The organism is Kribbella aluminosa (assembly GCF_017876295.1).
GTDB lineage: Bacteria > Actinomycetota > Actinomycetes > Propionibacteriales > Kribbellaceae > Kribbella > Kribbella aluminosa.
Genome location: NZ_JAGINT010000001.1, coordinates 836,018 through 857,507, shown reverse-complemented (window position 1 = coordinate 857,507; position 21,490 = coordinate 836,018). Strand labels below are relative to the sequence as shown.

Annotated in this window: 18 protein-coding genes; 8 read left to right on the top strand and 10 right to left on the bottom strand. The window is 70.0% G+C overall.

The window, feature by feature from the left end; all coding sequences use genetic code 11:
• Positions 1 to 3: 3 nt before the first annotated feature.
• From alr to JOF29_RS04225, 3 genes are all read right to left on the bottom strand, one after another.
• Positions 4 to 1,149, bottom strand: coding sequence for an alanine racemase (alr, locus tag JOF29_RS04235; RefSeq protein WP_209692904.1), 1,146 nt, complete (start codon positions 1,147 to 1,149; stop codon positions 4 to 6).
• 15 nt (positions 1,150 to 1,164) lie between these two features.
• Entirely contained in the window at positions 1,165 to 1,560 is a 396-nt protein-coding gene (locus JOF29_RS42705; RefSeq protein ID WP_245357877.1) for an HAD-IA family hydrolase, read from the bottom strand.
• Positions 1,561 to 1,824: 264 nt separating this feature from the next.
• Entirely contained in the window at positions 1,825 to 2,604 is a 780-nt protein-coding gene (locus JOF29_RS04225) for a GH12 family glycosyl hydrolase domain-containing protein (RefSeq protein ID WP_209692903.1), read from the bottom strand.
• A gap of 90 nt (positions 2,605 to 2,694) precedes the next feature.
• Between JOF29_RS04225 and JOF29_RS04220 the strand changes: the two genes are divergently transcribed.
• Positions 2,695 to 3,462 carry an META domain-containing protein gene (locus JOF29_RS04220; RefSeq protein ID WP_209692902.1) on the top strand — a complete coding sequence of 256 codons (768 nt, stop codon included), beginning with the start codon at positions 2,695 to 2,697 and terminating at the stop codon, positions 3,460 to 3,462.
• 44 nt (positions 3,463 to 3,506) lie between these two features.
• Here the strand turns inward: JOF29_RS04220 and JOF29_RS04215 are convergent, their stop codons facing one another.
• The 4 genes from JOF29_RS04215 to JOF29_RS04200 form a co-directional block, all read right to left on the bottom strand.
• Positions 3,507 to 4,904 carry an NAD(P)H-hydrate dehydratase gene (locus tag JOF29_RS04215; protein ID WP_209692901.1) on the bottom strand — a complete coding sequence of 466 codons (1,398 nt, stop codon included), beginning with the start codon at positions 4,902 to 4,904 and terminating at the stop codon, positions 3,507 to 3,509.
• Positions 4,905 to 4,926: 22 nt separating this feature from the next.
• Positions 4,927 to 5,277, bottom strand: a complete 351-nt coding sequence (locus JOF29_RS04210; protein WP_209692899.1) for a holo-ACP synthase — start codon at positions 5,275 to 5,277, stop codon at positions 4,927 to 4,929.
• A gap of 124 nt (positions 5,278 to 5,401) precedes the next feature.
• Positions 5,402 to 6,403, bottom strand: coding sequence for a LacI family DNA-binding transcriptional regulator (locus tag JOF29_RS04205; RefSeq protein WP_307863139.1), 1,002 nt, complete (start codon positions 6,401 to 6,403; stop codon positions 5,402 to 5,404).
• A 32-nt stretch (positions 6,404 to 6,435) separates the two neighbouring features.
• Positions 6,436 to 8,280, bottom strand: coding sequence for a hypothetical protein (locus tag JOF29_RS04200; protein ID WP_209692897.1), 1,845 nt, complete (start codon positions 8,278 to 8,280; stop codon positions 6,436 to 6,438).
• A 150-nt stretch (positions 8,281 to 8,430) separates the two neighbouring features.
• On the opposite strand from JOF29_RS04200, the gene coaA reads away from it, so the two are divergent.
• Positions 8,431 to 9,384 (top strand): type I pantothenate kinase, encoded by a 954-nt coding sequence (gene coaA / locus JOF29_RS04195; protein ID WP_209692896.1) that lies wholly within the window; start codon positions 8,431 to 8,433, stop codon positions 9,382 to 9,384.
• On the opposite strand, the gene JOF29_RS04190 is transcribed toward coaA, so the two are convergent.
• Positions 9,365 to 10,534: an MFS transporter gene (locus JOF29_RS04190; protein ID WP_209692894.1), complete on the bottom strand. Its 1,170-nt coding sequence runs from the start codon at positions 10,532 to 10,534 to the stop codon at positions 9,365 to 9,367. The genes coaA and JOF29_RS04190 overlap by 20 nt on opposite strands.
• A gap of 103 nt (positions 10,535 to 10,637) precedes the next feature.
• Between JOF29_RS04190 and JOF29_RS04185 the strand changes: the two genes are divergently transcribed.
• The 6 genes from JOF29_RS04185 to murQ all read left to right on the top strand — a co-directional run bounded on the left by JOF29_RS04185 (position 10,638) and on the right by murQ (position 18,787).
• Positions 10,638 to 11,150 carry a 4'-phosphopantetheinyl transferase family protein gene (locus JOF29_RS04185; RefSeq protein WP_209692893.1) on the top strand — a complete coding sequence of 171 codons (513 nt, stop codon included), beginning with the start codon at positions 10,638 to 10,640 and terminating at the stop codon, positions 11,148 to 11,150.
• Positions 11,151 to 11,253: 103 nt separating this feature from the next.
• Positions 11,254 to 13,818 carry a glycoside hydrolase family 3 N-terminal domain-containing protein gene (locus tag JOF29_RS04180; protein ID WP_209692892.1) on the top strand — a complete coding sequence of 855 codons (2,565 nt, stop codon included), beginning with the start codon at positions 11,254 to 11,256 and terminating at the stop codon, positions 13,816 to 13,818.
• A 73-nt stretch (positions 13,819 to 13,891) separates the two neighbouring features.
• The gene (locus JOF29_RS04175) at positions 13,892 to 15,166 is read left to right on the top strand and encodes an exo-beta-N-acetylmuramidase NamZ family protein (RefSeq protein ID WP_209692891.1); all 1,275 of its coding nucleotides are present in this window, start codon (positions 13,892 to 13,894) and stop codon (positions 15,164 to 15,166) included.
• On the top strand, positions 15,163 to 16,902 hold the full coding sequence (locus JOF29_RS04170) for a serine hydrolase domain-containing protein (RefSeq protein ID WP_209692890.1): 1,740 nt from the start codon (positions 15,163 to 15,165) through the stop codon (positions 16,900 to 16,902). The genes JOF29_RS04175 and JOF29_RS04170 overlap by 4 nt, the downstream gene beginning before the upstream one ends.
• Before the next feature lie 36 nt (positions 16,903 to 16,938).
• Complete coding sequence (locus tag JOF29_RS04165; protein WP_209692889.1) at positions 16,939 to 17,826, top strand: MurR/RpiR family transcriptional regulator; 888 nt, start codon at positions 16,939 to 16,941, stop codon at positions 17,824 to 17,826.
• Positions 17,827 to 17,893: 67 nt separating this feature from the next.
• Positions 17,894 to 18,787 (top strand): N-acetylmuramic acid 6-phosphate etherase, encoded by an 894-nt coding sequence (gene murQ / locus JOF29_RS04160; protein ID WP_209692888.1) that lies wholly within the window; start codon positions 17,894 to 17,896, stop codon positions 18,785 to 18,787.
• 11 nt (positions 18,788 to 18,798) lie between these two features.
• On the opposite strand, the gene JOF29_RS04155 is transcribed toward murQ, so the two are convergent.
• Entirely contained in the window at positions 18,799 to 19,968 is a 1,170-nt protein-coding gene (locus JOF29_RS04155) for a low temperature requirement protein A (protein WP_209692887.1), read from the bottom strand.
• A 10-nt stretch (positions 19,969 to 19,978) separates the two neighbouring features.
• Positions 19,979 to 21,448 (bottom strand): ketol-acid reductoisomerase, encoded by a 1,470-nt coding sequence (locus JOF29_RS04150; protein WP_209692886.1) that lies wholly within the window; start codon positions 21,446 to 21,448, stop codon positions 19,979 to 19,981.
• Positions 21,449 to 21,490 lie beyond the last annotated feature (42 nt).

Here is a 21,490-nt window from a genome sequence, read left to right as displayed (position 1 = left end):
GATCTACCTTTCGCTGTCGACGTACCTGCGCGGAATCCGTGCGCCCAGGCGGGTGACGATCTCGTAGTTGATGGTGCCGGCCGCGTCGGCCCAGTCGTCCGCGGTCGGCTCGCCCGACGTACCGGGGCCGAACAGCACGACCTCGTCGCCGGCCGCGGCCCGGTCGTCCTCGAGGTCGACCACGCACTGGTCCATGCAGATCCGGCCGACGATCCTACGGCGCTTGCCGCCGACCTGGACCGGGCCGCCGTTCGAGGCGTGCCGGGGCAGCCCGTCGCCGTACCCGAGCGGGACCAGGCCGAGTGTCGACGGCCGCGGCGCGGTCCAGGTCAGCCCGTACGAGACGCCCGCGCCGGCCGGCACTCGCTTCACCATCGCGAGCCGCGCCTTCAGCGTCATCGCCGGCCGCAGCCCGAGCTCGGCCGACGGCAGCGCGTGCCCGAACGGCGAGAGCCCGTACGTCGCGACGCCGGGCCGGACCAGGTTGAAGTGTGTCCCGGGCAGCGCGAGCGTGGCCCCGGAGTTCGCCAGGTGCTTGAACTCGGCGTCGATCCCGAACGCGGCCGCCACGTCGATCGCCTCGGTGAACGTGGCCAGCTGGGTCTCGTTGACCGCGCTCTTCGGCTCGTCCGAGGACGCCAGGTGCGACCAGATGCCCTTGACCTCGATCCGCCCGGCGGCCTGCTCGCGGAGCGCGGCGCGGATCAGCGCCGGCCACTCCTCCGGTACGGCGCCGCCGCGCGACATCCCGGTGTCGATCTTCAGATGCACCCGCGCGGGCCGGTCCTGCACCGCGGCGGCCAGCTCGTCGATCTCCCACGGGGCGCCCGCGGACAGGTCGATCCCGGCGTCGATCGCGTCGGCCAGCGGCTCGCCCGGTGTGGTCAGCCAGCAGAAGATCGGCCCGGTGTCACCGGCCGCGCGCAACCCGAGCGCCTCCTCGAGCACCGCGGCCCCGATCCAGTCGGCCCCGGCCTCGCGAGCGGCGCGCGCCACCGGCACCATCCCGTGCCCGTACCCGTCGGCCTTCACCACGGCCATCAGCTGCGCCCCCACTGCGCGATCACGCAGCGTGCTCACATTGTGGCGGATCGCCGCCAGATCGACGACCGCCTCAGCGCGGACCGGGTGTGACTGAACAGTAGACATGGTCTTTCCAGTGTCTCAGGTGGCGTCGATCAGATCGGTCAGGGCCGCCATGTTGTGGAAAACCTTGTCCGCATCGGAAAGTTTCGCGGGGTCGGTCATGCCGGCGTACCCGAAGACCGTCATGCCGGCGGCGACCGCTGCGGCGACGCCGAGCGGGCTGTCCTCGATCACCAGGCAGTCGGCCGGCTTGACCTCCATGGTCGCGGCCGCGTGCAGGAACAGGTCCGGCGCGGGCTTGCCGTGCGCGACGTCCTCGGCGCTGAAGATCCGCCCCTCGAACCGGTCCAGGAAGCCGACCGCGGTCAGCGCCGTACGGATCCGCCGATGGGTGCCCGAGGACGCCAGGCAGTACGTGATGCCGCGCGCGTCCAGGTGGTCGAGGACAGCCTCCACACCGTCGACCGCCTGCAGGTGGGCGAACCCGTCGAACAGCCGCTGGTGGTACCGGTCCTCGAGATCCGCCGGCAGCGGCCCGCCCGAGCTGTGCCTCGGTCTTCTGCCGCATCGACGCCATCGACCCGCCCATGAAGTCCCGCACCGTCTCCTCGAACGTGTACGGCAACCCGGCCTCGGTCAGCAACTCGGAGAGAATCGTGTTCGCGAGCCGCTCGGAATCCACCAGCACGCCGTCGTTGTCGAAGATCACCAGTCCCATCACACCCCGAACCCTAGGTGTCAGCCCTCCTGGATGGCGAAGTCGGTGAAGGTGAAGCGGCGGGTGTGGCCGGCGGTGGAGACGATCTCGACGCCGTAGTCGACCTGCCAGGTGGTCGCCTTCGGGGCCCACCCGCGGTTGACCACGTCGGTGAAGAAGTCGGCCAGCGGCATCGTCCCGGACTTCTGCGTGACCTGGGAGACGTACGCGGTGTACCCGTCCTGGTGCCACACGTCGTACGTGAATCCGCCGAAGCTGACCGTCCCGACCTTGTCCCCGCCCGGGACCTGTCCCGAGTTGTCGGTCCAGATCATCAGCTCGTTGTCCAGCCCGTCCCCGATCCACACGTCGAACGCCACGTCGTAGACACAGCCCGGGCAGTCCCCGGGCGTGGTCGCGGCGAAGGTCGCCGACCTGATCCTGGTCAGCGGGACGTTGTCGTAGTCCTTGTGCACGTTCGGATACGCCTGTACGCCGTTGTCGCCCGGCTTCGGCTGCGTGACGTCCTCGTACCAGTTGCCGTAGTCGCAGACCGACATCGTGTACACGCCGTTGTGGTTGTTCCACATGTTGTTGTGCAGGTAGTACGGCCCGAAGTCCTGGCCCGCGCCCTGGTTGTCGCGGGACGTGGTGACGAAGGACGGATTCGGGCAGCTGCTGCTCGGACCGGTGGCGGCGATCGCCGTCTCGGCCGGTGAGTGCTGGTTCGTGCGGACGATCGGCACCGCGACGAGTGCGCCGACCATCAGTACGGCGGCCGCGACGAGCAGCAGCCGTCGGCGCGGAAATCGGACAGCCATGGTTCCCCCCAATAACTTTCCCCGAAGAAACCATGCCTCGAACTGCAACGCGAGCGCCAGCACCGGCGTCCTGAGAGTGTGAAGACACGGATGATCGCTCTCGTCGGGACGGGGCTGCTCGCCCTGACCGCCTGTGGCAACGGGCCCGCCCCTGGGGCGCAGCCCGGCGCGGACCTGAGCGGGCGGACGTTCCTGTCCACCTCGGTCGTCGAGAACGGCAAGCCCCGGACGCCGCCCAGCGAGGTCCGGCTGCAGTTCACCACCAACGGTCGCCTGTCGTGGAACGCCGGCTGCAACTCCTCCGAGACCTCGGTGTCGACAGCCGGCAACCGTCTGGTCCTGGGCAGCGAGATCACGTCCACGGCGATGGGATGCCTCGGCCACGCGGCCGGTGCGGACAAGTGGATCGGCGGCGTCCTCACCGCGAAGCCGACCTGGAAGCTCGACGGTGACAAGCTCGTCGTCAGCACGGACAGTACGACGATCTCGCTCGTCGACAAGCAGACCGCCCAGCCCGCCGCCGCGCTGGACGGCACGAAGTGGGCACTGTCCACGATCGTCGCCGGCCAGACCGCGTCGCATCCGGCCGGGGCCGAAAAGGCGTGGCTGACGCTGAACGGCGATCGGGTGACCGGCTCGACCGGTTGCAACGAGTTCCAGGGCGTGGTCGCGAACGGCACCGGCAAGCTCACGTTCGGCGAACTGGCCACCACCCGGCGCGCCTGCACCGGCGACGCCGCGAAGCTGGAATCCCTGCTGCTGAACGGCTTGAAGGGCGACCTGACCTACAAGATCGACGGCTCGGTTCTCAGCCTCCGGTCAGCGAGCGGCGGGCTGGACTTCACCGCGCGACGCTGACGCGAGTGACGGGTGGGCAGCACCAGACCGCGCGCCTGCGCGGATCAGCCGAGGAGTAGCCGGGTGGCCTCGGGGAGTGCGCGCGCGACGGACATCGCGGTGATCGGGCCGGCAGACGCGGCCAGGGTGCCGGCCGCGGCGTGGAGGTAGGCGGCGACCGCGGCGGCCTCGAACTCCGGCAGGCCGCCCGCTAGCAGCGAGCCGCAGATGCCGGCCAGCACGTCGCCGGAGCCGGCGGTGGCGAGCCACGGACTGGCGATCGGGTTGACGAGGGCGGCGCCGTCGGGTGCCGCGACGATCGTGGTAGCGCCCTTCAGCAGTACGACGAGTTGCCGATCCACAGCCACCAGACGCGCGTAGTGCAGCCGGCGCGCCTCGATCTCCTCACGCCGTACGCCGATCAACTGCGACAGCTCGCCGGCGTGCGGCGTGATGACGACCCGTCCCGCCCGGTCGTGGTCGAGCGCCGCGATCGCTCCGGCGTCGACGACCACCGGGACGTCCTGCTGTTGCGTGATGCGGTGGAACCGCTCCAGGTCGACGTTGTCCGTCGACGTACCCGAGCCGACGGCCCACGCCTGCACACGGCCCTCGCCGACGACGACCTCCGGATGGACGGCGAGTACGGCGTGGGCGACCGGGTCCGGGCCGACGTACCGGACCATGCCGACCGGACCGGCGAGCGCGCCGGAGGTGGCGATCACGGCGGCTCCCGGGTACTGCGCGGAGCCGACCATCAGGCCGAGGACGCCGCGCGAGTACTTGTCGGACTCGCCGTGCGGGACGGGGTAGAGGGCGCGTACGTCGGCGGCCTGGAGGGATCGGACCTCGGCGGGTGAGAGGTCGAGGCCGATGTCGACGAGGTGGACCGGGCCGCACGCGGACGCGGCGGGGTCGACCAGGTGGCAGACCTTGTGCGTGCCGAACGTGACGGTCAGCGCGGCCCGGACGTGCGGCTCGGGCGTCTCGCCGGTGTCGACGTCCACGCCGGACGGGGTGTCGACAGCGACGATCGGTACGCCGTACTCCTCGGCCAGCCGCACTGCCGCAAGCGCGTCGGGCCGGAGCCCCGGGCGACCACCGATGCCGACGATGCCGTCAACCACGACATCGGCGGTCCGGATCTCGTCTGTTGAGCCGACCCGGCCACCGGACGCCCGCAGTGCTTCGAGACCTGCAGGATGGAACTTGGGGGACAGGAGCACGGCGGTGACCTGGGCACCGCGTCGGGCCAGGCGGGCGCCGGCGTACAGGGCGTCACCGCCGTTGTCGCCGGACCCGATCAGCAGCACCACGCGCGCGCCGTACGTGCCGCCAAGAAAGTTGCCGATAGCAACCGCTAGTCCGGTCGCCGCGCGCTGCATCAGCGTGCCCTCGGGGAGCTTGGCCATCAACTCGGCCTCGGCTGTGCGGACCTGCTCGACTGTGTGCGCCGCGCGCATACTCAAACCTCCCCGGGCACGGTCAGCCTTCCAGGACGACGACCGCGGAGGCGATGCCGGCGTCGTGGCTGAGCGACAGGTGCAGACTCTGTACGCCGAGCTTGGCCGCCTGCGCCGCGACCGTCCCGCTGATCTCCAGCCAGGGCCGCCCGGTCTCGTCGGTCTGCACCTCGGCGTCGTGCCAGTGCATCCCCGCCGGCGCCCCCAACGCCTTCGCCAACGCCTCCTTGGCCGCGAACCGAGCCGCCAACGAAGCCGCCGGCTTCACCGCCTCCAGCTCCGTGAACACCCGATCCCGCAACCCCGGCGTCCGCTCCAGCGTCCGCATGAACCGATCCACGTCGACCACATCGATACCCACGCCGACGATCATGTGAGCAAGACTAACGGAGGCCTGCAGCTCGACTAGGAGGTCTGGCCCGATCGCGCCGACTCCCTCGTGTGCTCAGACGTGGTGCCGGCGGCCGTGGGCGTAGATGTTCTGTCGAGCTGCAGGGCTACCCCGGCTGCGCGGTCGACTGGCGGACCTGCATGTCGACGGCCAGGTCCAGGCGGAGCGCGGTGGGGGTCTTGCCTCGGGAAAGGTCGAGGACCACCCGGGCTGCCAGTTCCGCCATCTGGTGGAGGGGCTGGTGGACTGTGGTGAGCGCCGGGGTGACCCACTGGGCGACGGGGAGGTCGTCGTAGCCGACGACCGACAGGTCGCGGGGGATGTCGAGGCCCAGTTCGCGAGCCGCCTGGTAGACGCCGAGGGCCTGCATGTCGCTGCCGGCGAAGATCGCGGTGGGCGGGTCGGGCAGCCGGAGCAGCGCGAGCGCCTCGCGGTAGCCGCCACCGACCTCGAAGTCCGCCCAGCGGATCAGCTCCGGTGCGACCTCCACCCCGCTCGAGCGCAGCGCGTCGGTGTAGCCGTCGACGCGTTGCCGGGAGCACAGGGTGCCGATCGGGCCGCCGATCATCGCGATCCGCTCGTGCCCGAGGGTGCGCAGGTGCGTGGTCGCCAGCCGGCCGCCGTTCCAGTTCGCGGAGCCGATCGACGGTACGTCGTCGCCGACGTCGCCGACCGGATCCACCACCACGAACGGGATCCGCCGCGTCTCCAGCTGCGCCCGCTGGTCGGCGTCCAGGTCCGAGAACACCATGATCACGCCGACCGGCCGCCGGTTCAGCACCGACTCGATCCACTGCTGCCGCGGTCGCAGCGCGCCGCCGCACTCGGACAGCACCAGTTCGACGCCCTCGGACCGGGCGACCTCCTCGACGCCGCGGATCATCTCCATCGCCCACTCGCCGCCGAGCTGGTTGAACACCAGGTCGATCATCGGCCCGGCCGCCGTACTCGCACTCCGCCGCCGGTACCCGTGCTCCTGGATCAGGCTCTCGATCCGCGCCCGGGTGGCCGCGGCCACGTCCGAGCGCCCGTTCAGCACCTTGGACACGGTCGGCACCGAGACCCCGGCCTGCTCCGCAATTTTCGCAATCGTCGGCCGCTCGCCCACCACACCTCCCAGCCCGAAACTTTCGGACCAGCCTAGCCGTGGATGGTTCTTCCGTGGGCGTCCGGTACGCCGCTCAGCCGGAAGAAGTAGGTGTTCACCTGGTCGCGCCACTCGCGGGCGTTGGCCAGCTGGCCGTCGAACCGTGCCGTCACGTTCTCCCGTACGGCGGGCTCGAAGCGCTCGGCGATCACCCGCCAGCGCGCGACCATCGCCTCCACCTCGGCGTACCCCTGGAAGTGCGTGTCGTAGATGTGCTGCAGCACAGTGCTCCCGCTCTGCAGCACGTGGTCGTACGGGACGTGGTGGAAGAACAGCAGCAGTTCGTCCGGACACGTGTAGACGTCCTCGTACACGCTCGCCAGCGGCTCCGGGTACTGCCCGGTGAACCCGGATCCGGTCTTCACGGTCCGGTCCACCCCGACGCCGTACCGGTCCGCATAGTGGTACGTCCCACGCCCGGAGTACTCGTACCCGTTGACGTTCGGGCCGTAGTGCGTCTCCGGCGAGACCATGTACCCGACGCCGAGCGGTGCGGTGTACCGCTCGTACGTCCGCCACGAGCCGGCCAGGATCGTGACCAGCTCACCCCGGGTCCGGTCGTCCATCGCGAACGTCGCGGCCGCCCATTCGTGCAGCAGGCTGACCGGATCCGCCGCCGGATCCCAGGCGAGCCGGCCGAACGCGTAGAGGTTGCTCTGCGCAAGCTTGTGCCCGGTCCAGTTCGGGTCGTCGCCGACGTTGGACACGGCAACGATCGCACCGATGCGGTCGGCAACCGTCGCCGCACCGTGACCGGCACTGCCGGTGGTGTCGAACTGCAGGATCTCCCGCCACCACGGCCCGAGGTAGCAGAGGTCCTGCTGCTGCCCGGAAAACTCCTGCGTGACCTGCAACTCGATTCCGGAAACGGTTTCCTGGAGTTCCCCGAGCAGCGGCGCGACCGGCTCCCGGACCTGGAAGTCCAGCGGCCCGTGCCGGACCTGCAGCACCACGTTCTCCTCGAACCGCCCGTCCAGCGGGATGAACTCGTCGTACGCCGCCCGCGCGCGGTCCGCCCGCCGGTCCCGCCAGTCCCGGTCCGGTTCCGCGCCGGAAACCCGCCAGAAAACGGTTCCGCCGTACGGCGCCATCGCCCGGGCGAGCAGGTTCGCGCCCTCGACGTCGCCCGCCGAGCGGACCACCAGACCGCCGAGGTCCGGCACCACGTCGTACACCCGGGAGATCGCCGTCGACCACCAGCGGGCCACCCGCTCGTCCCGCGGGTCGTCGATGAAGTCGATCGCCAGGCTGACCGCGATCCCGTACTCCCGGAACACGCCGGCCAGCCGCGCGACGTCCGGAAGTTCCGCGTTCGCGAAGGCGACCGCGTTGATCCCGATCGAGGCCAGCAGCCGCGCGTACGCCCGGACCCGGCTCAGGTCCGGCAGCACCGCGCCGTCGCGGAAGAACATCGAGCCACCCGAGTAGCCGCGGCGGACCGTACCGGACGGCTCGTCCCAGTGGTCCAGCATCCGGATCGGTATCGCGGGCCGCTCGACGACGGTGAAGTCGCCGCCCATCCACTCGAAGTACCGCAGCAGGTAGAAGTACCCGTACAGCAGGCCGTGCCCGCCCTCGGCCGCGACCACCAGGTCGTTGCCTCGTCGCACCACCAAGAAGCCCTCGACGCCGAGCCCGTGCTCGGGCAGCGCGGCCTCGACCTCCGGCCACAGGGTGGTCTCGCGGACCCGGCTCGTCGTGCAGATCGCCACCTGCACGTCGGTCCGGAACCGCCGGGTCTGCCGCAGCTCGGCCCGGATCGTCTGGGCCAGCACACCGGAGGCGTGCACGGTCACCTCGGGCAGCCGCTGGGTGGCCAGCCAAGCCAGATCGCTCATCGCGGATGATGCTTACATATCAGCCGGTCACGGGACGGTGACCGAAAGTTTCGAGACCGTACCGTAGCTGAGACACTGTGCCGCAGCTGAGACCAAGGCCACGCCCGCCCGATGTGGGTGCATCCCCCGCCGATGGGAACAATGGGCCACATGCTGCAGCCGTCGCGGGAGGTGACTCCCTATACCGAGCTCGACCGGGCCACCTGGGCGCAGTTGGCCGAGACCACGATCTCCCCGCTGACGGCGGACGAGGTGGAACGACTGCGCGGCCTCGGCGACGAGATCGACATGGACGAGGTCCGCGAGGTGTACCTGCCGCTGTCCCGGATCCTGTCGCTGTACGTCCGGCACGCCCGCGCGCTGCACGCCGACACCGAGGATTTCCTCGGCAAACCGGCCGCCACCCGGACCCCGTTCGTGATCGGCATCGGCGGATCCGTTGCCGTCGGCAAGTCCACCACCGCCCGGCTGCTGCGCGAACTGCTGGCCCGCTGGCCCGAGCACCCGCGGGTCGCGCTGGTCACCACCGACGGTTTCCTCTGGCCGAACGCCGAGCTCGAGCGCCGCAACCTGATGCAACGCAAGGGCTTCCCGGAGTCGTACGACCGCAAGGGGCTGCTGCGCTTCGTGGTCGAGGTGAAGTCCGGGATGGACACGGTCGAGGCGCCGGTCTACTCACACCTGCACTACGACCGGATGTCCGGCGTCCGGACCACCGTCGAGCAGCCCGACATCCTGCTGCTCGAGGGTCTCAACGTCCTGCAGCCGGCGCCCCGGCACGCGGACGGCAAAAGCGGCCTCGCGGTGAGCGACTTCTTCGACTTCTCGGTGTACGTCGACGCGGCCGCGGACGACATCCGCTCCTGGTACGTCGCACGTTTTCTGAAACTGTGGGAAACGGCGTTCCGCAATCCCGAGTCGTACTTCGTCCGGTACGGCGAGCTGAGCCGCGAAGAGGCCGTCAAGAAGGCCGAGTCCCTCTGGGACGGCATCAACGGCCCGAACCTCCGCGAGAACATCCTCCCCACCCGCCCCCGCGCCACCCTGGTCCTCCGCAAAGGCCCCGACCACGCAGTCCGCTGGGTCAGGCTACGGAAGCTCTGACCGCCGGTACGACGGCCAGCGCGACGACCGCTGCGGTGAGAGCGAAGGCCGTCGGGTAGCCGATGCCTGCGACGACCGCGCCGAAGATCAGCGCGCCCAGTCCCCAGCCGCCGTCGTACGCGAGGTTCCAGAGGGCGCTGACCTGACCGTAGCGGCTCCGGTCGACGCGGTTGTACATGAGCGTCAGCGTCAGGTTCTGGGCCGCGCCGAAGCCGATGCCGAAGCAGGTCGAGCCGATCAGGACCGCGACCGCGCTGGGCAGGAGGACGAGCGCGGCGGCGCCGGCGGCGGCGAACATCAGCGCGGGCCCGAGCAGCTTCGCGGGACCGACCCGGTCGGCGTACCGCCCGGCCACCCAGCGGGCGAGCGGTGCCGCGATCGCCTGCAGCAGAAGGGCTGTCGCCACCATCGACTGCTTGCCGACGGCAACCGCCAACGGCAGGAAGGTGACGCTGATCCCGGCCGCGACCGTGACCGCAGCGAACACCAGCGACGGCATCAGCAGCCCGTTCCGCCGTACGCCGCCGAGCACCCGCACGTGCTGCTCCTCGGCGCCGACCTTGGCGGGCAGACCGACGAGCGCGACGAGCCCGGCGAGCGAGCTCACCGCCGCGAGTACGAAGAGCGCGGCGAACCCGACCACGTGGGTCAGGTACACGCCGAGCGGCAGACCGATCACCGCGGGAACACCGACCGCCACGCCGTACACCCCGAGCGCCTCGCCGCGGCGGGCGGCCGGGGTCAGGTCCGCGACCAGCGCGACCGCGCCGACGACCAGGATCGCGAGTCCGGCGCCGCGGACGGCACAGACCGCGAGCACGATCGGGAGCGACGCGGTGGCGAGCAGCACGAGCGCCGGGGCGCCGAGCAGGACCAGTCCGAGGCCGAGGACGACCCGGTAACCCCAGCGGGCGAGCATCCGCGGTACGAGCAGCTCGACGGCGACCGCGGAGAACATCATCGCGGCGGTGGAGAGCCCGGCGCCGATCCCGCCGGCACCGTGTCTGTCTGCACTGCTGGCCGCGAGGTACAGCGGTACGACGGAGGTCAGCAGGTACATGCTGAGCCCCGAGCCGAACACCATCGCCAGCAACCTGGCGAAGCTGGTGTCGACGAGTCGGACGGTGGGGATCTCGCAAGCGGCGGTCATAGCTCGAAGCTAGAGCTCAACCGGTACGCGCTACAGGTCCAGTCGCGGAGCGGCGCAGGGGACCAGTTCCCGAGGATATTTGTCGACAAGTTATCTTCTTGGGGTGGCTGGCCAGGTACACCTCCGACTGGCACCGGGCGGCACCAAGCCCCGACCGACAGCCCACGCTCTGCTGCTCGAGCTCGCGAGCACCCTCGTGGACGACCCGGTACTGACCCACGACGACAGCGGCCGCCCGCAGATCCCCGGTCTCGCCGTGAGCATCAGCTACAGCCACCAACTCGTCGCCGTCGCCGCGTCGCACGACGGTCCGCTCGGCATCGACCTCGAGGAGATCCGCCTGCGCGAGGTGGACCCGCTCGCCAACCGTTGGTTCGCCCCACAAGAGCTGGAGTGGATGGAGCGCCAGCCGGACCGGCTACTGGCGTTCCTGCAGTTGTGGACAGCCAAGGAAGCAGTAGGAAAAGCCCTCGGCCGAGGCCTGGCGAACGGCGGCCTTCGTCGCCGGACACCGCCCGGACTCACCGTGGTCCACCTGCCGACAACCGAGCCCGCGGTGCTTGCGGTCGCGCTCGCCACTCACGACACCGGCCCGCGGCGCGTCACTGACTCTTGACCCACCGTGCGCACGTGGGTAACTTTCCCGTTTCGGGGGAGTATAAGTAATTCAATTACCTTGGCGTTCGCCCTTGCCCGCCCGGACTGAGTTGGTGACACCGATGGAACTGACCCGACGCCAGACTCTCGGACTCGCGGCGGCCGCCGTCGCCGGAACGACGGTCGCCGGAACCTCCGCCGCCACGGCCGCAGCCGCGCACCCCGATCGCTGGGTCCGCGACACGCTGCGCCGGATGACCCTCGAGCAGAAGATCGGCCAGCTGTTCGTGTGCTACGCCTACGGGCCGACGGCCGCCACCGCCGACGCCCGCAACACCAGCCTGTACGGCGTCGCCACGCCGGCCGAGGTGGTGGCGAAGTACCACCTCGGCGGCGTCATCTACTTCACCTGGACCGACTCGGTCCGCGACCCGGCGCAGATCGCCGGGCTGTCCAACGGCCTGCAGGCAGCCGCGCTGGCGAGCACCGGCGTACCGCTGCAGATCGGCACCGACCAGGAGTACGGCTCGGTGGTCCGGGTCGGGCCGCCGGCCACGCAGTTCCCCGGCGGGATGGCGCTCGGCGCGACCCGCTCCCCCGCGTTCGCGCGGTCCGCGGGTGCGATCGCCGGCCGCGAGCTGAAGGCGCTCGGCATCACCACCGACTTCGCGCCGGACGCGGACGTCAACGTGAACCCGCTGAACCCGGTGATCGGCGTCCGGTCGGTCTCCTCCGACCCGGCGCTGGTCGCGCAACTGGTCAGCGCCCAGGTCAAGGGGTACCAGCGCGACGGCGGGATGGTCTCGACCGCGAAGCACTTCCCCGGTCACGGCGACACCGCGACCGACAGCCACACCGGTATCCCGGTCATCGACCACACGCGCGAGGAGTGGACCCGGATCGACCTGCCGCCGTTCCAGGCCGCGATCCGGGCCGGGATCCGGTCGATCATGACCGCGCACATCGTGGTCCCGGCGCTGGATCCGTCCGGCGACCCGGCGACGCTGAGCCGGCCGATCCTGACCGGGGTGCTCCGCCGGCAGCTCCGGTTCGACGGTGTGGTGATCACCGACTCGCTCGGCATGCAGGGCGTCCGGGACAAGTACGGCGACGCGGAGATCCCGTTGCGCGCGATCGAGGCGGGCGTCGACCAGCTGCTGATGCCGGTCGATCCCGGTCTGGCGTACAACTCGGTGCTGAACGCCGTCCGCGGCGGCCGGATCAGCGAGGCGCGGATCGACGAAAGCGTCACACGTGTTCTGAAACTGAAGTACGACACCGGGCTGGTCGGGCGCCCGTACGTCGACGTGTCCCGGATCGGGAAGATCGTCGGTACGCCGGCCAACTACGCGGAGGCCCAGCGGATCGCGGACCGCAGTACGACGCTCCTCCGCAACGACGCCGAGCTGCTGCCGCTGTCCCCCGCACCGCGCAAGGTCCTCGTCACCGGGTACAGCCCGGCCGCGCTCGCGACCGCGCTGCAGAGCCGTGGCGCGACGACGGTCGTGAAGGACACCGGCACCACACCGACCGACGCCAAGATCACCGACGCGCTGGTCGCCGCCGGGACCGTCGACCTGACCGTTGTGCTGACCAACAAAGCGTGGGACACCGCGGTCACCGACAAGCTGGCCAAGCAGCAGAAGCTCGTCAACGGCCTGCTCGCGACCGGACGCCCGGTGATCGTCGTTCCGGTCCGGGATCCGTACGACGTCGCGTACTTCGACGCGCCGCCGACCGCGCTCGTCACCTACGGCAGCACCGTGGTGTCGATGGAGGCGCTTGCGAAGGTGCTGTACGGCGAGATCGCGCCGGCCGGCAAGTTGCCGGTGGCGATTCCAGCGCATTCGGAAACCGGGGAAACGCTGTTTCCGTTCGGGCACGGGCTGACGTTCGATCCGCGGGACACCCGGCTGACCGTTGCCTCGTACAACATTCATGCGGGTGCCGGTGAGGACAACGTCTTCGACCTGGACCGGACCGCGCAGGCGCTGAAAGCGCTGGACGCGGACATCATCGGGTTGCAGGAGGTCGACGTCCACTGGGACAAGCGCAGTGACTGGCTGGACACGATCGCGGAGCTGGCGGCGAAGCTCGGGATGTACCCGGCGTTCGCGCCGATCTACGACTTCGATCCGCCGGCGGCCGGGCAGCCGCGGCGGCAGTACGGCGTCGGCGTACTCTCCCGCTTCCCGTTGGTGAGCGTCGAGAACCATGCGATCACCCGGCTTTCCACGCAGGATCCCAACCCGGTACCTGCGCCGGCGCCTGGCTTCCTCGAGGTGCAGGTCGAGGTGCGGGGGCGGCGGTTGCACGTCTACTGCACGCACCTTGACTATCGCGGCGACCCGACGGTGCGGCGGATGCAGGTCGCGGACACTCTCGGGATACTTGCGCAGGACCGATCAAGTGACCTGCAGATCCTGGTGGGAGATTTCAATGCCGAGGCAGGAGCGCCGGAACTGGCAGGGTTGTGGACGCGGCTGACCGATTCGTGGACTGCGGCTGCCAAGACCACCGGTGGGCCGTTCACCTATCCGGCGGTGGCGGCGAACAAGCGGATCGACTTCGTCACCGTCGGCGCCGGGCTGAGCGTGCGGAGCGCCGCCGTGCCGGCCGAGGTTCCACTGGCCGAGGCCGCCAGCGACCACCGGGCGTTGATCGCCCAGCTGTCCTTCCGCCGCTGACCCGCCGGCCACTGACCGGCCGGCCGCTGACCCGTCCCCGTCCCCGTCCCCGTCCCCGTCCCGAGGAGAGTTCATGAAGCGACGCAGTTTGCTGGCCGGCGCCGGGGCACTGGCCGCCGCCCCACTGATCGACGTACCGGCCGCGCAGGCCGTCTCGAACCGGAAGGTGCTGACCGGCGCCGAGGTACTGGCGATCGACGGCTGGCGGGCGCTGTCCGGGCAGAAGGTCGGCGTGATCAGCAACCCGACCGGGATCCTGCCCGACCTGCAGCACATCGTCGACACCATGCACGCGTCCGGCGCGGTCGACGTGGTCGCGGTGTTCGGTCCAGAACACGGTTTCCGCGGCACGGCACAGGCCGGCGGTTCGGAGGGCGACCACGTCGACCCGCGGACCGGGATCATGGTGTACGACGCGTACGGCGCGAACGCGGACAAGCTGGCCGCGCTCTACACGAAGTCCGGCGTGGAAACCGTGGTCTTCGACATCCAGGACGTCGGCGCCCGGTTCTACACCTACATCTGGACGATGTTCGAGGCGATGCTGGCCGCCGTCCGGACCGGTGCACGGTTCGTCGTCCTGGACCGCCCGAACCCGGTCGGCGGGTACGCCCGCGGCCCGATGCTGAAGCCCGGCTACACGTCCGGCGTCGGCAAGAAGGAGATCGTCCAGCAGCACGGCATGACGGTCGGCGAGCTGGCCCGGATGTTCGACGCCGAGTATCTCCCGCTGGAACCGAACGGTGGGCGTCTCCGGCAACTCACCGTCATCGAGGCGAAGAACTGGAAACGCGACCAGCTGTACTCCGGCACCGATCTCACCTGGGTGATGCCGAGCCCCAACATGCCGACCCCGGACACCGCCCTGCTCTATCCGGGCCTGTGCCTGTTCGAGGCCACCAACATGTCCGAGGGCCGCGGCACCACGCGCCCGTTCGAGCTGATCGGCGCGCCGTACGTCGACTACCGCTGGGCGCAGGCGCTGCAGACCAAGGACATCCCGGGCGTCGCGTTCCGCGAGGCGTACTTCACGCCGTCGATCAGCAAGAACGGAGGAGTCCTGTGCGGCGGCGTCCAGGTACAGATCACCGACCCGCACCGGGTCGAGGCGATCACCGCGGCGACGCACATGATCGTCGAGGCCCGTAAGCTCTACCCGGACTTCACCTGGCGGGCGGAGACCCCACCCGGCCGGTGGATCGACCTGCTGACCGGATCCGATCGGTTCCGGACCATGCTTTCGGCGGATGCGACCGCCGCGGAGATCGTGGCAGCCTGGAGGTCCGAAACCGCGGCCTGGACGGCCCGGCGGGCGAAGTACCTGCTGTACAAGGGAGCTCACCGATGAAGCGGTGGGCCTCCCTGACAATATGCACGGTCACGACGATCTCTGCGGTGATACTCACGATGGCCACCCCTGCAGTTGCTAGCGGCAACGACTCCGGCCGGTTCGACCACCCGTACGACGGGTACGCGCCGAAGAGCACGCTGCTCCGCGACGAGACCCCGGCAAAGGCCGGCCTGGACCCGGCGCCGATCGACGCCGCGCTGGCCCAGGTCGCCGGCTGGACACAGCCCAGCGCTACGACGAAACCGTTGTACGCCGGGGCGGTCACGCTGCTCGGCCACGACGGGAAGATCGTCACCAGGACCGCCACCGGTCTCGCGCTGAAGTACGCCGACGGCGCCGGCACCGAGCTGCCGCCGGACCAGCAGATCCCGATGCGCACCGACACGATCTTCGACATGGCGTCGGTGTCGAAGCTGTTCACGTCGATCGTGATCCTCCAGCTGGTCGAGAAGGGCAAGGTCGACCTCGACGCGCCGATCGCGACGTACATCCCGGAATTCGCGGAAAACGGCAAGGAAAACGTTACCGTCCGGATGGCACTCACGCACACGAGCGGCTTTCCGTCCTGGCTGCCGCTGTGGAGCTCGCAGCCGGATCCGGCGTCCCGCTTGCACATGGCGCTGACGGCGAAGCTGCAGGATCCGCCGGGCACGAAGTACCTCTACAGCGACCTGAACCTGATCGCGCTCGGCGAGCTCGCGCACCGGGTCCCCGGCAAGACGCTCGACAAGCTGGTGGCGGACGGGATCACCAAACCGCTGCGGATGCGCGACACCGGCTACAACCCGGACCCTCGCAAGAAGCCGAGGATCGCTGCGACGGAGTACCAGTCCTCCCCGCCGCGCGGGATGGTGTGGGGCGAGGTGCACGACGAGAACGCCTGGTCGCTCGGCGGTGTCGCCGGCCACGCGGGCGTTTTCAGTACTGCGGACGACATGGCAGTACTGGCCCAGACCTTCCTGAACGGCGGCAGCTACCGCGGTGCCCGGATCCTGAAGGAATCCTCGGTCACCGCGATGATCACGAACTTCAACCAGGCGTTCCCGGGCAACGACCACGGCCTCGGCTTCGAGCTCAACCAGCGGTGGTACATGGGCGGCCTGTCCGGCCCGCGCACGGCCGGCCACACCGGCTACACCGGTACGTCGATCGTGATCGACTTCGACTCCCGCTCGTTCGCGATCCTGCTCACGAACCGCGTGCACCCGAGCCGCGACTGGGGCAGCAACAACCCGGCCCGGCGCGCTGTCGCCCAGGGGCTCGCACTGGCGCTCGGCGTCGGCCCGCGGCACGGCAAGGACGCCTGGTTCTCCGGTACGACGGACAACGCGACGTCCACGCTCGCCACCAAGGTCGACGTACCGGCGGGCGGTGCGAAGCTCGCGTTCGACCTGTTCGTGGACACGGAGGACTCGGATCTGCTGTATCTGGAGACGTCCACGGACGGCACGACCTGGACCAAGGTGCCGTTCGCCGTACGGGATCGCGGTTCGGTGACCGATACCGACGGCTCGATCAGCGGTTCCGGCGATCGGCACTGGCATCAGGTCACCGCCGAGCTGGCGGCAGGACCGCAGACGATCCGCTGGCGCTACACGAGCGACCCGCTGTACCAGGGTCGCGGGGTGTACGTCGACGGTGTGAAGATCACGAGCAAGAGTGGTCTTCTTCTCGACGGTGAACGAACGCCTGAATCATTTACCGCAACAGGTTGGAGACTTTCGCGTCGGTGACCCCATCTCGTGCATGGGCGCCGTACCGTGGCTGTCATGAATTCAACAACCTCTCCAGAACCCACGGGGCCGCTGCTGGTCCGGGTCCGCGCGGTGATGCCCGCGCTGGCGCCGGCCGAGCAGCGGGTGGCGAACGCGGTCCTCGCGGACCCGGGCGGAGTGGCGGCGATGACGATCTCCGAACTGGCCGAGGTGGCATCCACGTCGGAGACCACGGTCATCCGGTTCTGCAAGCAGATCGGCGTCCCTGGCTATCCGCAGCTCCGCCTGCAGCTGGCGGCCCAGTCGGCGCAGGAGAGCATGCGACCGGAGGTCGGCGGGGACATCGAGCCCGGCGACTCGCTGGCGGACGTGGTCAGCAAGGTGTCGTTCGCGGACGAGCGCGCGGTCCGGGAGACCGCGCAGCAGATCGACGTGGACGCACTGGCGAAGGTCGTGGACGCGGTGGCGAAGGCGCCGCGGGTCGACCTGTACGGTTTCGGCGCGAGCGCGTTCGTGGCGATGGACCTGCAGCAGAAGCTGCACCGGATCCGCCGCGTCGCCTTCGCCTGGAACGACGTCCACGTGGCGCTGCCGAGCGCGGCCCTGCTCGGCGACGGTGACGTCGCGATCGGGATCTCGCACACCGGTACGACGGTCGAGGTCGTCGAGGCCCTCGAGGAGGCGGCCAAGCACGGCGCCACGACGGTCGCGGTGACCAACTTCCCGCGGTCCCCGCTGGCGAAGACGGCCGACCTGGTACTGACCACGGCCGCGCGCGAGACGACGTACCGCTCGGGCGCGATGTCGAGCCGGATCGCGCAACTGACGGTGATCGACTGCCTGTTCATCGGGGTCGCGCAGCAGGTGCTGCCGGACGCCCGGAAGGCGCTCGAGGAGACCGCCACGTCGGTCCGCGGGCACCGGCTCAAAGGTTCCGAGTGACGTCAACCGTTTCCGTCAACGATGAACGGAATTGAAAAACCTTCAGTAGAAAACTAACATCGATCCCGTGACCTCACCGACCGAGCAGCGCAACCCCCGGACGCTCGCCATCGACGCGGTGGGCACGTCCGAGATCCTGCAACTGGTGAACAACGAGGACGCCCTGGTCGCCAGGGCCGTCAGCGCTGTGATCCCCGAGCTGACCAAGGCCGTGGACGCCGCGGTCGAAGCGATCCGCGGCGGCGGCCGGGTGCACTACTTCGGCGCCGGTACGTCGGGACGCCTCGCGGTCCTGGACGCGGCCGAACTGCTGCCCACGTTCCACGTCCCCGACGGGCTGGTGGTCGCCCACCACGCCGGCGGCATGCAGGCGCTGCTCCGCGCGGTCGAGAACGTCGAGGACTCCGAGGAGGGCGGCGCCTCCGACGCGACCGCCGTCACCGGCCAGGACCTCGTCGTCGGCCTCGCTGCTTCCGGGAGTACGCCGTACGTCGCCGGTGCACTGAAGGCGGCCCGTGCCGCCGGGGCGACCACCGTGCTGGTGACCTCGAACCCGGACGCCCCGCTGGCCCCGCTGGCCGACATCGTGGTCGCCGCGGACACCGGCCCCGAGGTGATCGCGGGCTCGACCCGGCTGAAGGCCGGAACCGCGCAGAAAATGATTCTGAACGCGTTTTCCACCACGCTGATGATCAAGCTCGGCCGCACCTGGTCGAACCTGATGGTCGACCTGGTCGCGACCAACAAGAAGCTCCGCGGACGGATGCTCCGGATCCTCGCCGAGGCGACCGGCGCCGACGAGGCCGCCTGCGAGACCGCCCTGGCCGGGGCCGACGGCGAGCTCAAGCCCGCCCTGGTCCACCTCCTGACCGGCACCCCGATCCCGGCTGCACGAGCCGCCCTCGAAGCAGCCCACGGCCGGGTAGCCACCGCCCTGGCCGAACTCGGCAACCCCGCCTGACACCAGCCCCGTCAGCTCGGCGCGCGTTCCACCGGCGGGCGGAGGACGAGTGTCGCGACGATCGCCGCCATGAACACCGCGGTCAGCGCGAACGGGACCGGGATCAGCGGGTCCAGGAGCACCAGCACCGCGCCCAGCGGTACGACGAGGTTGACCACCCGGTCGGCGTTCTCCCGGATCGCGATCCACCAGATGCCGAGGACGAAGATCGCGATCGGGATCGTCACCGTGTAGGACGCGGCCACCTCGCTCAGCTCGGTGTGGTGGGTGATGCTGTCGATCTCCACCTCGATACCCGCCGAGAACGCACCGGCGGCGGCGAACACGAAGTAGTGCACGTACCCGTACCGCAGCGACCGCCACAGCGTCGTGATCGCGGTGTGGTGCGGCGGCCAGAAGTAGATCCACCACAGCGCCGCGGTGACCACCAGCGTCAGCACCGACAGCGCGACCAGTGGGCCGAGCGACTCGTGGACGTGCACCGCCTCGATGATCGCGTTCGCGGACGCGAGCAGGCTCTCGCCGAGCAGGATCAGCGTGAACAGGCTGTACCGCTCGGTGATGTGGTGCGGGTGCCACGGCGTGATCCCGCGCCGCTCGGCGACCACCGGTACCGCGAGCTCGGCGGCCGCGAACACCGGGAACACGACCAGCAGCACCGTCTGCGGCAGCACGAGCGTGGTCAGCCAGAGCACCTGGACGATCGCGATGCCAGCCGCATAGAACTGCGTGGCGCGGCGGCTCGAGCCGGCCGACCGGGAGGCCCGCAACCACTGCGCGATCATCGCGACGCGCATCACGACGTACCCCAGCACCCCGACGGTGAAGTCGTGGTCGCTGAAGATCTTCTCGATCCCCGCGGCGAGCACCAGGACGCCGCTCATCTGCACGATCGTGAGCAGCCGGTACAGCCAGTCGTCGGTGGCGAACGAGGTGGCGAACCAGGTGAAGTTCATCCAGGCCCACCAGATCGCGAAGAACACCATCGCGTACGACAGCACGCCGCCGCCGATGTGCTGCTCGGAGAGCGCATGGTGCAACTGCGCGCCCGCGACACTGACCGCGATCACGAAGACCAGGTCGAAGAACAGCTCCAGCGACGACGCGACCCGGCCGGTCTCGTGCGGATCCCGCGGCCGCATCGGAACCAGCCGGGAGCGAGTCGTCGTCTCGGGCGTCATGGCCCATAGGCTAAACGGAGATGTCCACCGATGGTCGGAGCTCGGCGGCCGCGGCGAGGGCTTCGTGGGCCGGGTTGGCGAGGAAGCCCTTGATGTGGGACGGATCCGCGGGCTGGTCGAGGTGGGGCAGGGCGATCTGTTCGTACGCCGCCTGGAAGCGCGGGCCCCACCGACGGGTGCCGAGTCGTGCCGTCCGGGAGCAGTTGTCGACCATGTACGCGACATCGCGGGCGTGCATGTACGGCAGCAGCGAGTCGACCGCCTCGATCACCGACTCGTTGACGATCTCCGACCAGGCGTGCCCGCGGGCGGCGAACTCGTCCACCTGCGCCATCATCGTCGCGACGAACAGTCCCGCGGTCACCGCATCGACGCCGCCGTCCCGGGCAGACCGTACGGTATGGTCCGGTGTCCCGCGGCGGGCGTGCACCTCGGCGCTGTGCGACCACATCGGGCTGCCGCCGATCACGGTCATCGGGCGGTCCACGAGCCGCTGCTCGGCGAGGACGACGCTGCGCAGTTCGGTGCCGTCGGCAACCTCGTCGTAGATCTCCGCGACCAGGTCCCGCGCCGGTCCGTACGTCGCGCAGTACGCCCGGTCGAACAGGTCCTCGTCACCGGACGCCGCCCGTACCGCCACGAGGCCGTCGTTCGAGATGGTCCGCGCGATCGGGCCGGTGATCGCCTCGGTCGATCGTTCGTACGCCGTCACCGGGTCCGCGCCGTCGATCCGGAAGTACCGGTACAGCGCCTCGACCAGGCCGTGCACCGCGCCGAGCAGGATCGCCCGCTCGCCGACGATGTCCGAGTGGTACTCGGCGGCGAGGGTGGTCGCGAACGTGTACGGCGACCCGAGCGCGATCGACCACGCCAGCGCCCGGTCCCACGCGCGGCCGTCCGGGTCGGCGTGGACGGCGACACTCGCGTTGATGCCGGCGCCGTTGACGGTGGCGCCCTGCTGGTACAGGCGGCGTACCGAGTCTCCCATCCCCTTCGGGCAGACGGCGATCACCGGGTGGCCGTCCGGGAACGCGCTGCCGAGTTCGCGCAGGTGGCCGAGCAGGAAACCGTGGGACAGGCCAATGGTCGCGCCGGGCTTGAGGACCGCGAAGATCTCCTCGTGATGCGCCGCCAGCGCCGCGTCCGCGATCAGCAGGATCACCAGGTCGGCACTCGCCGCCACCTCGAGCCAGTCGCCCAGCGTCCCGTCGTCCTCGCTGAACCCGTTCTGCCGCGCGTTCTCCGCGGACCGCGATCCCGGCCGGAGCCCCACCGCGACGCCGATCCCGGTCCCGGCGAGTGAGTCCCGCAGGTTCAGCGCCTGTGCCCGGCCCTGCGGTCCCCAGCCGAGCACCCCGATGCGCTCCACCCCGTACAACGCATCCGGCAGCAGCGGAAACAGATCCCGCCCACCCCGCACGATCGCCTCGGTCCCACCCGGCACGTCCATCGCCTCGACCCGAAACACCGAACTCTCCATGCCTCCAGTCAACGGCGGCCCCACCCATTGCAGCAAGCGCAA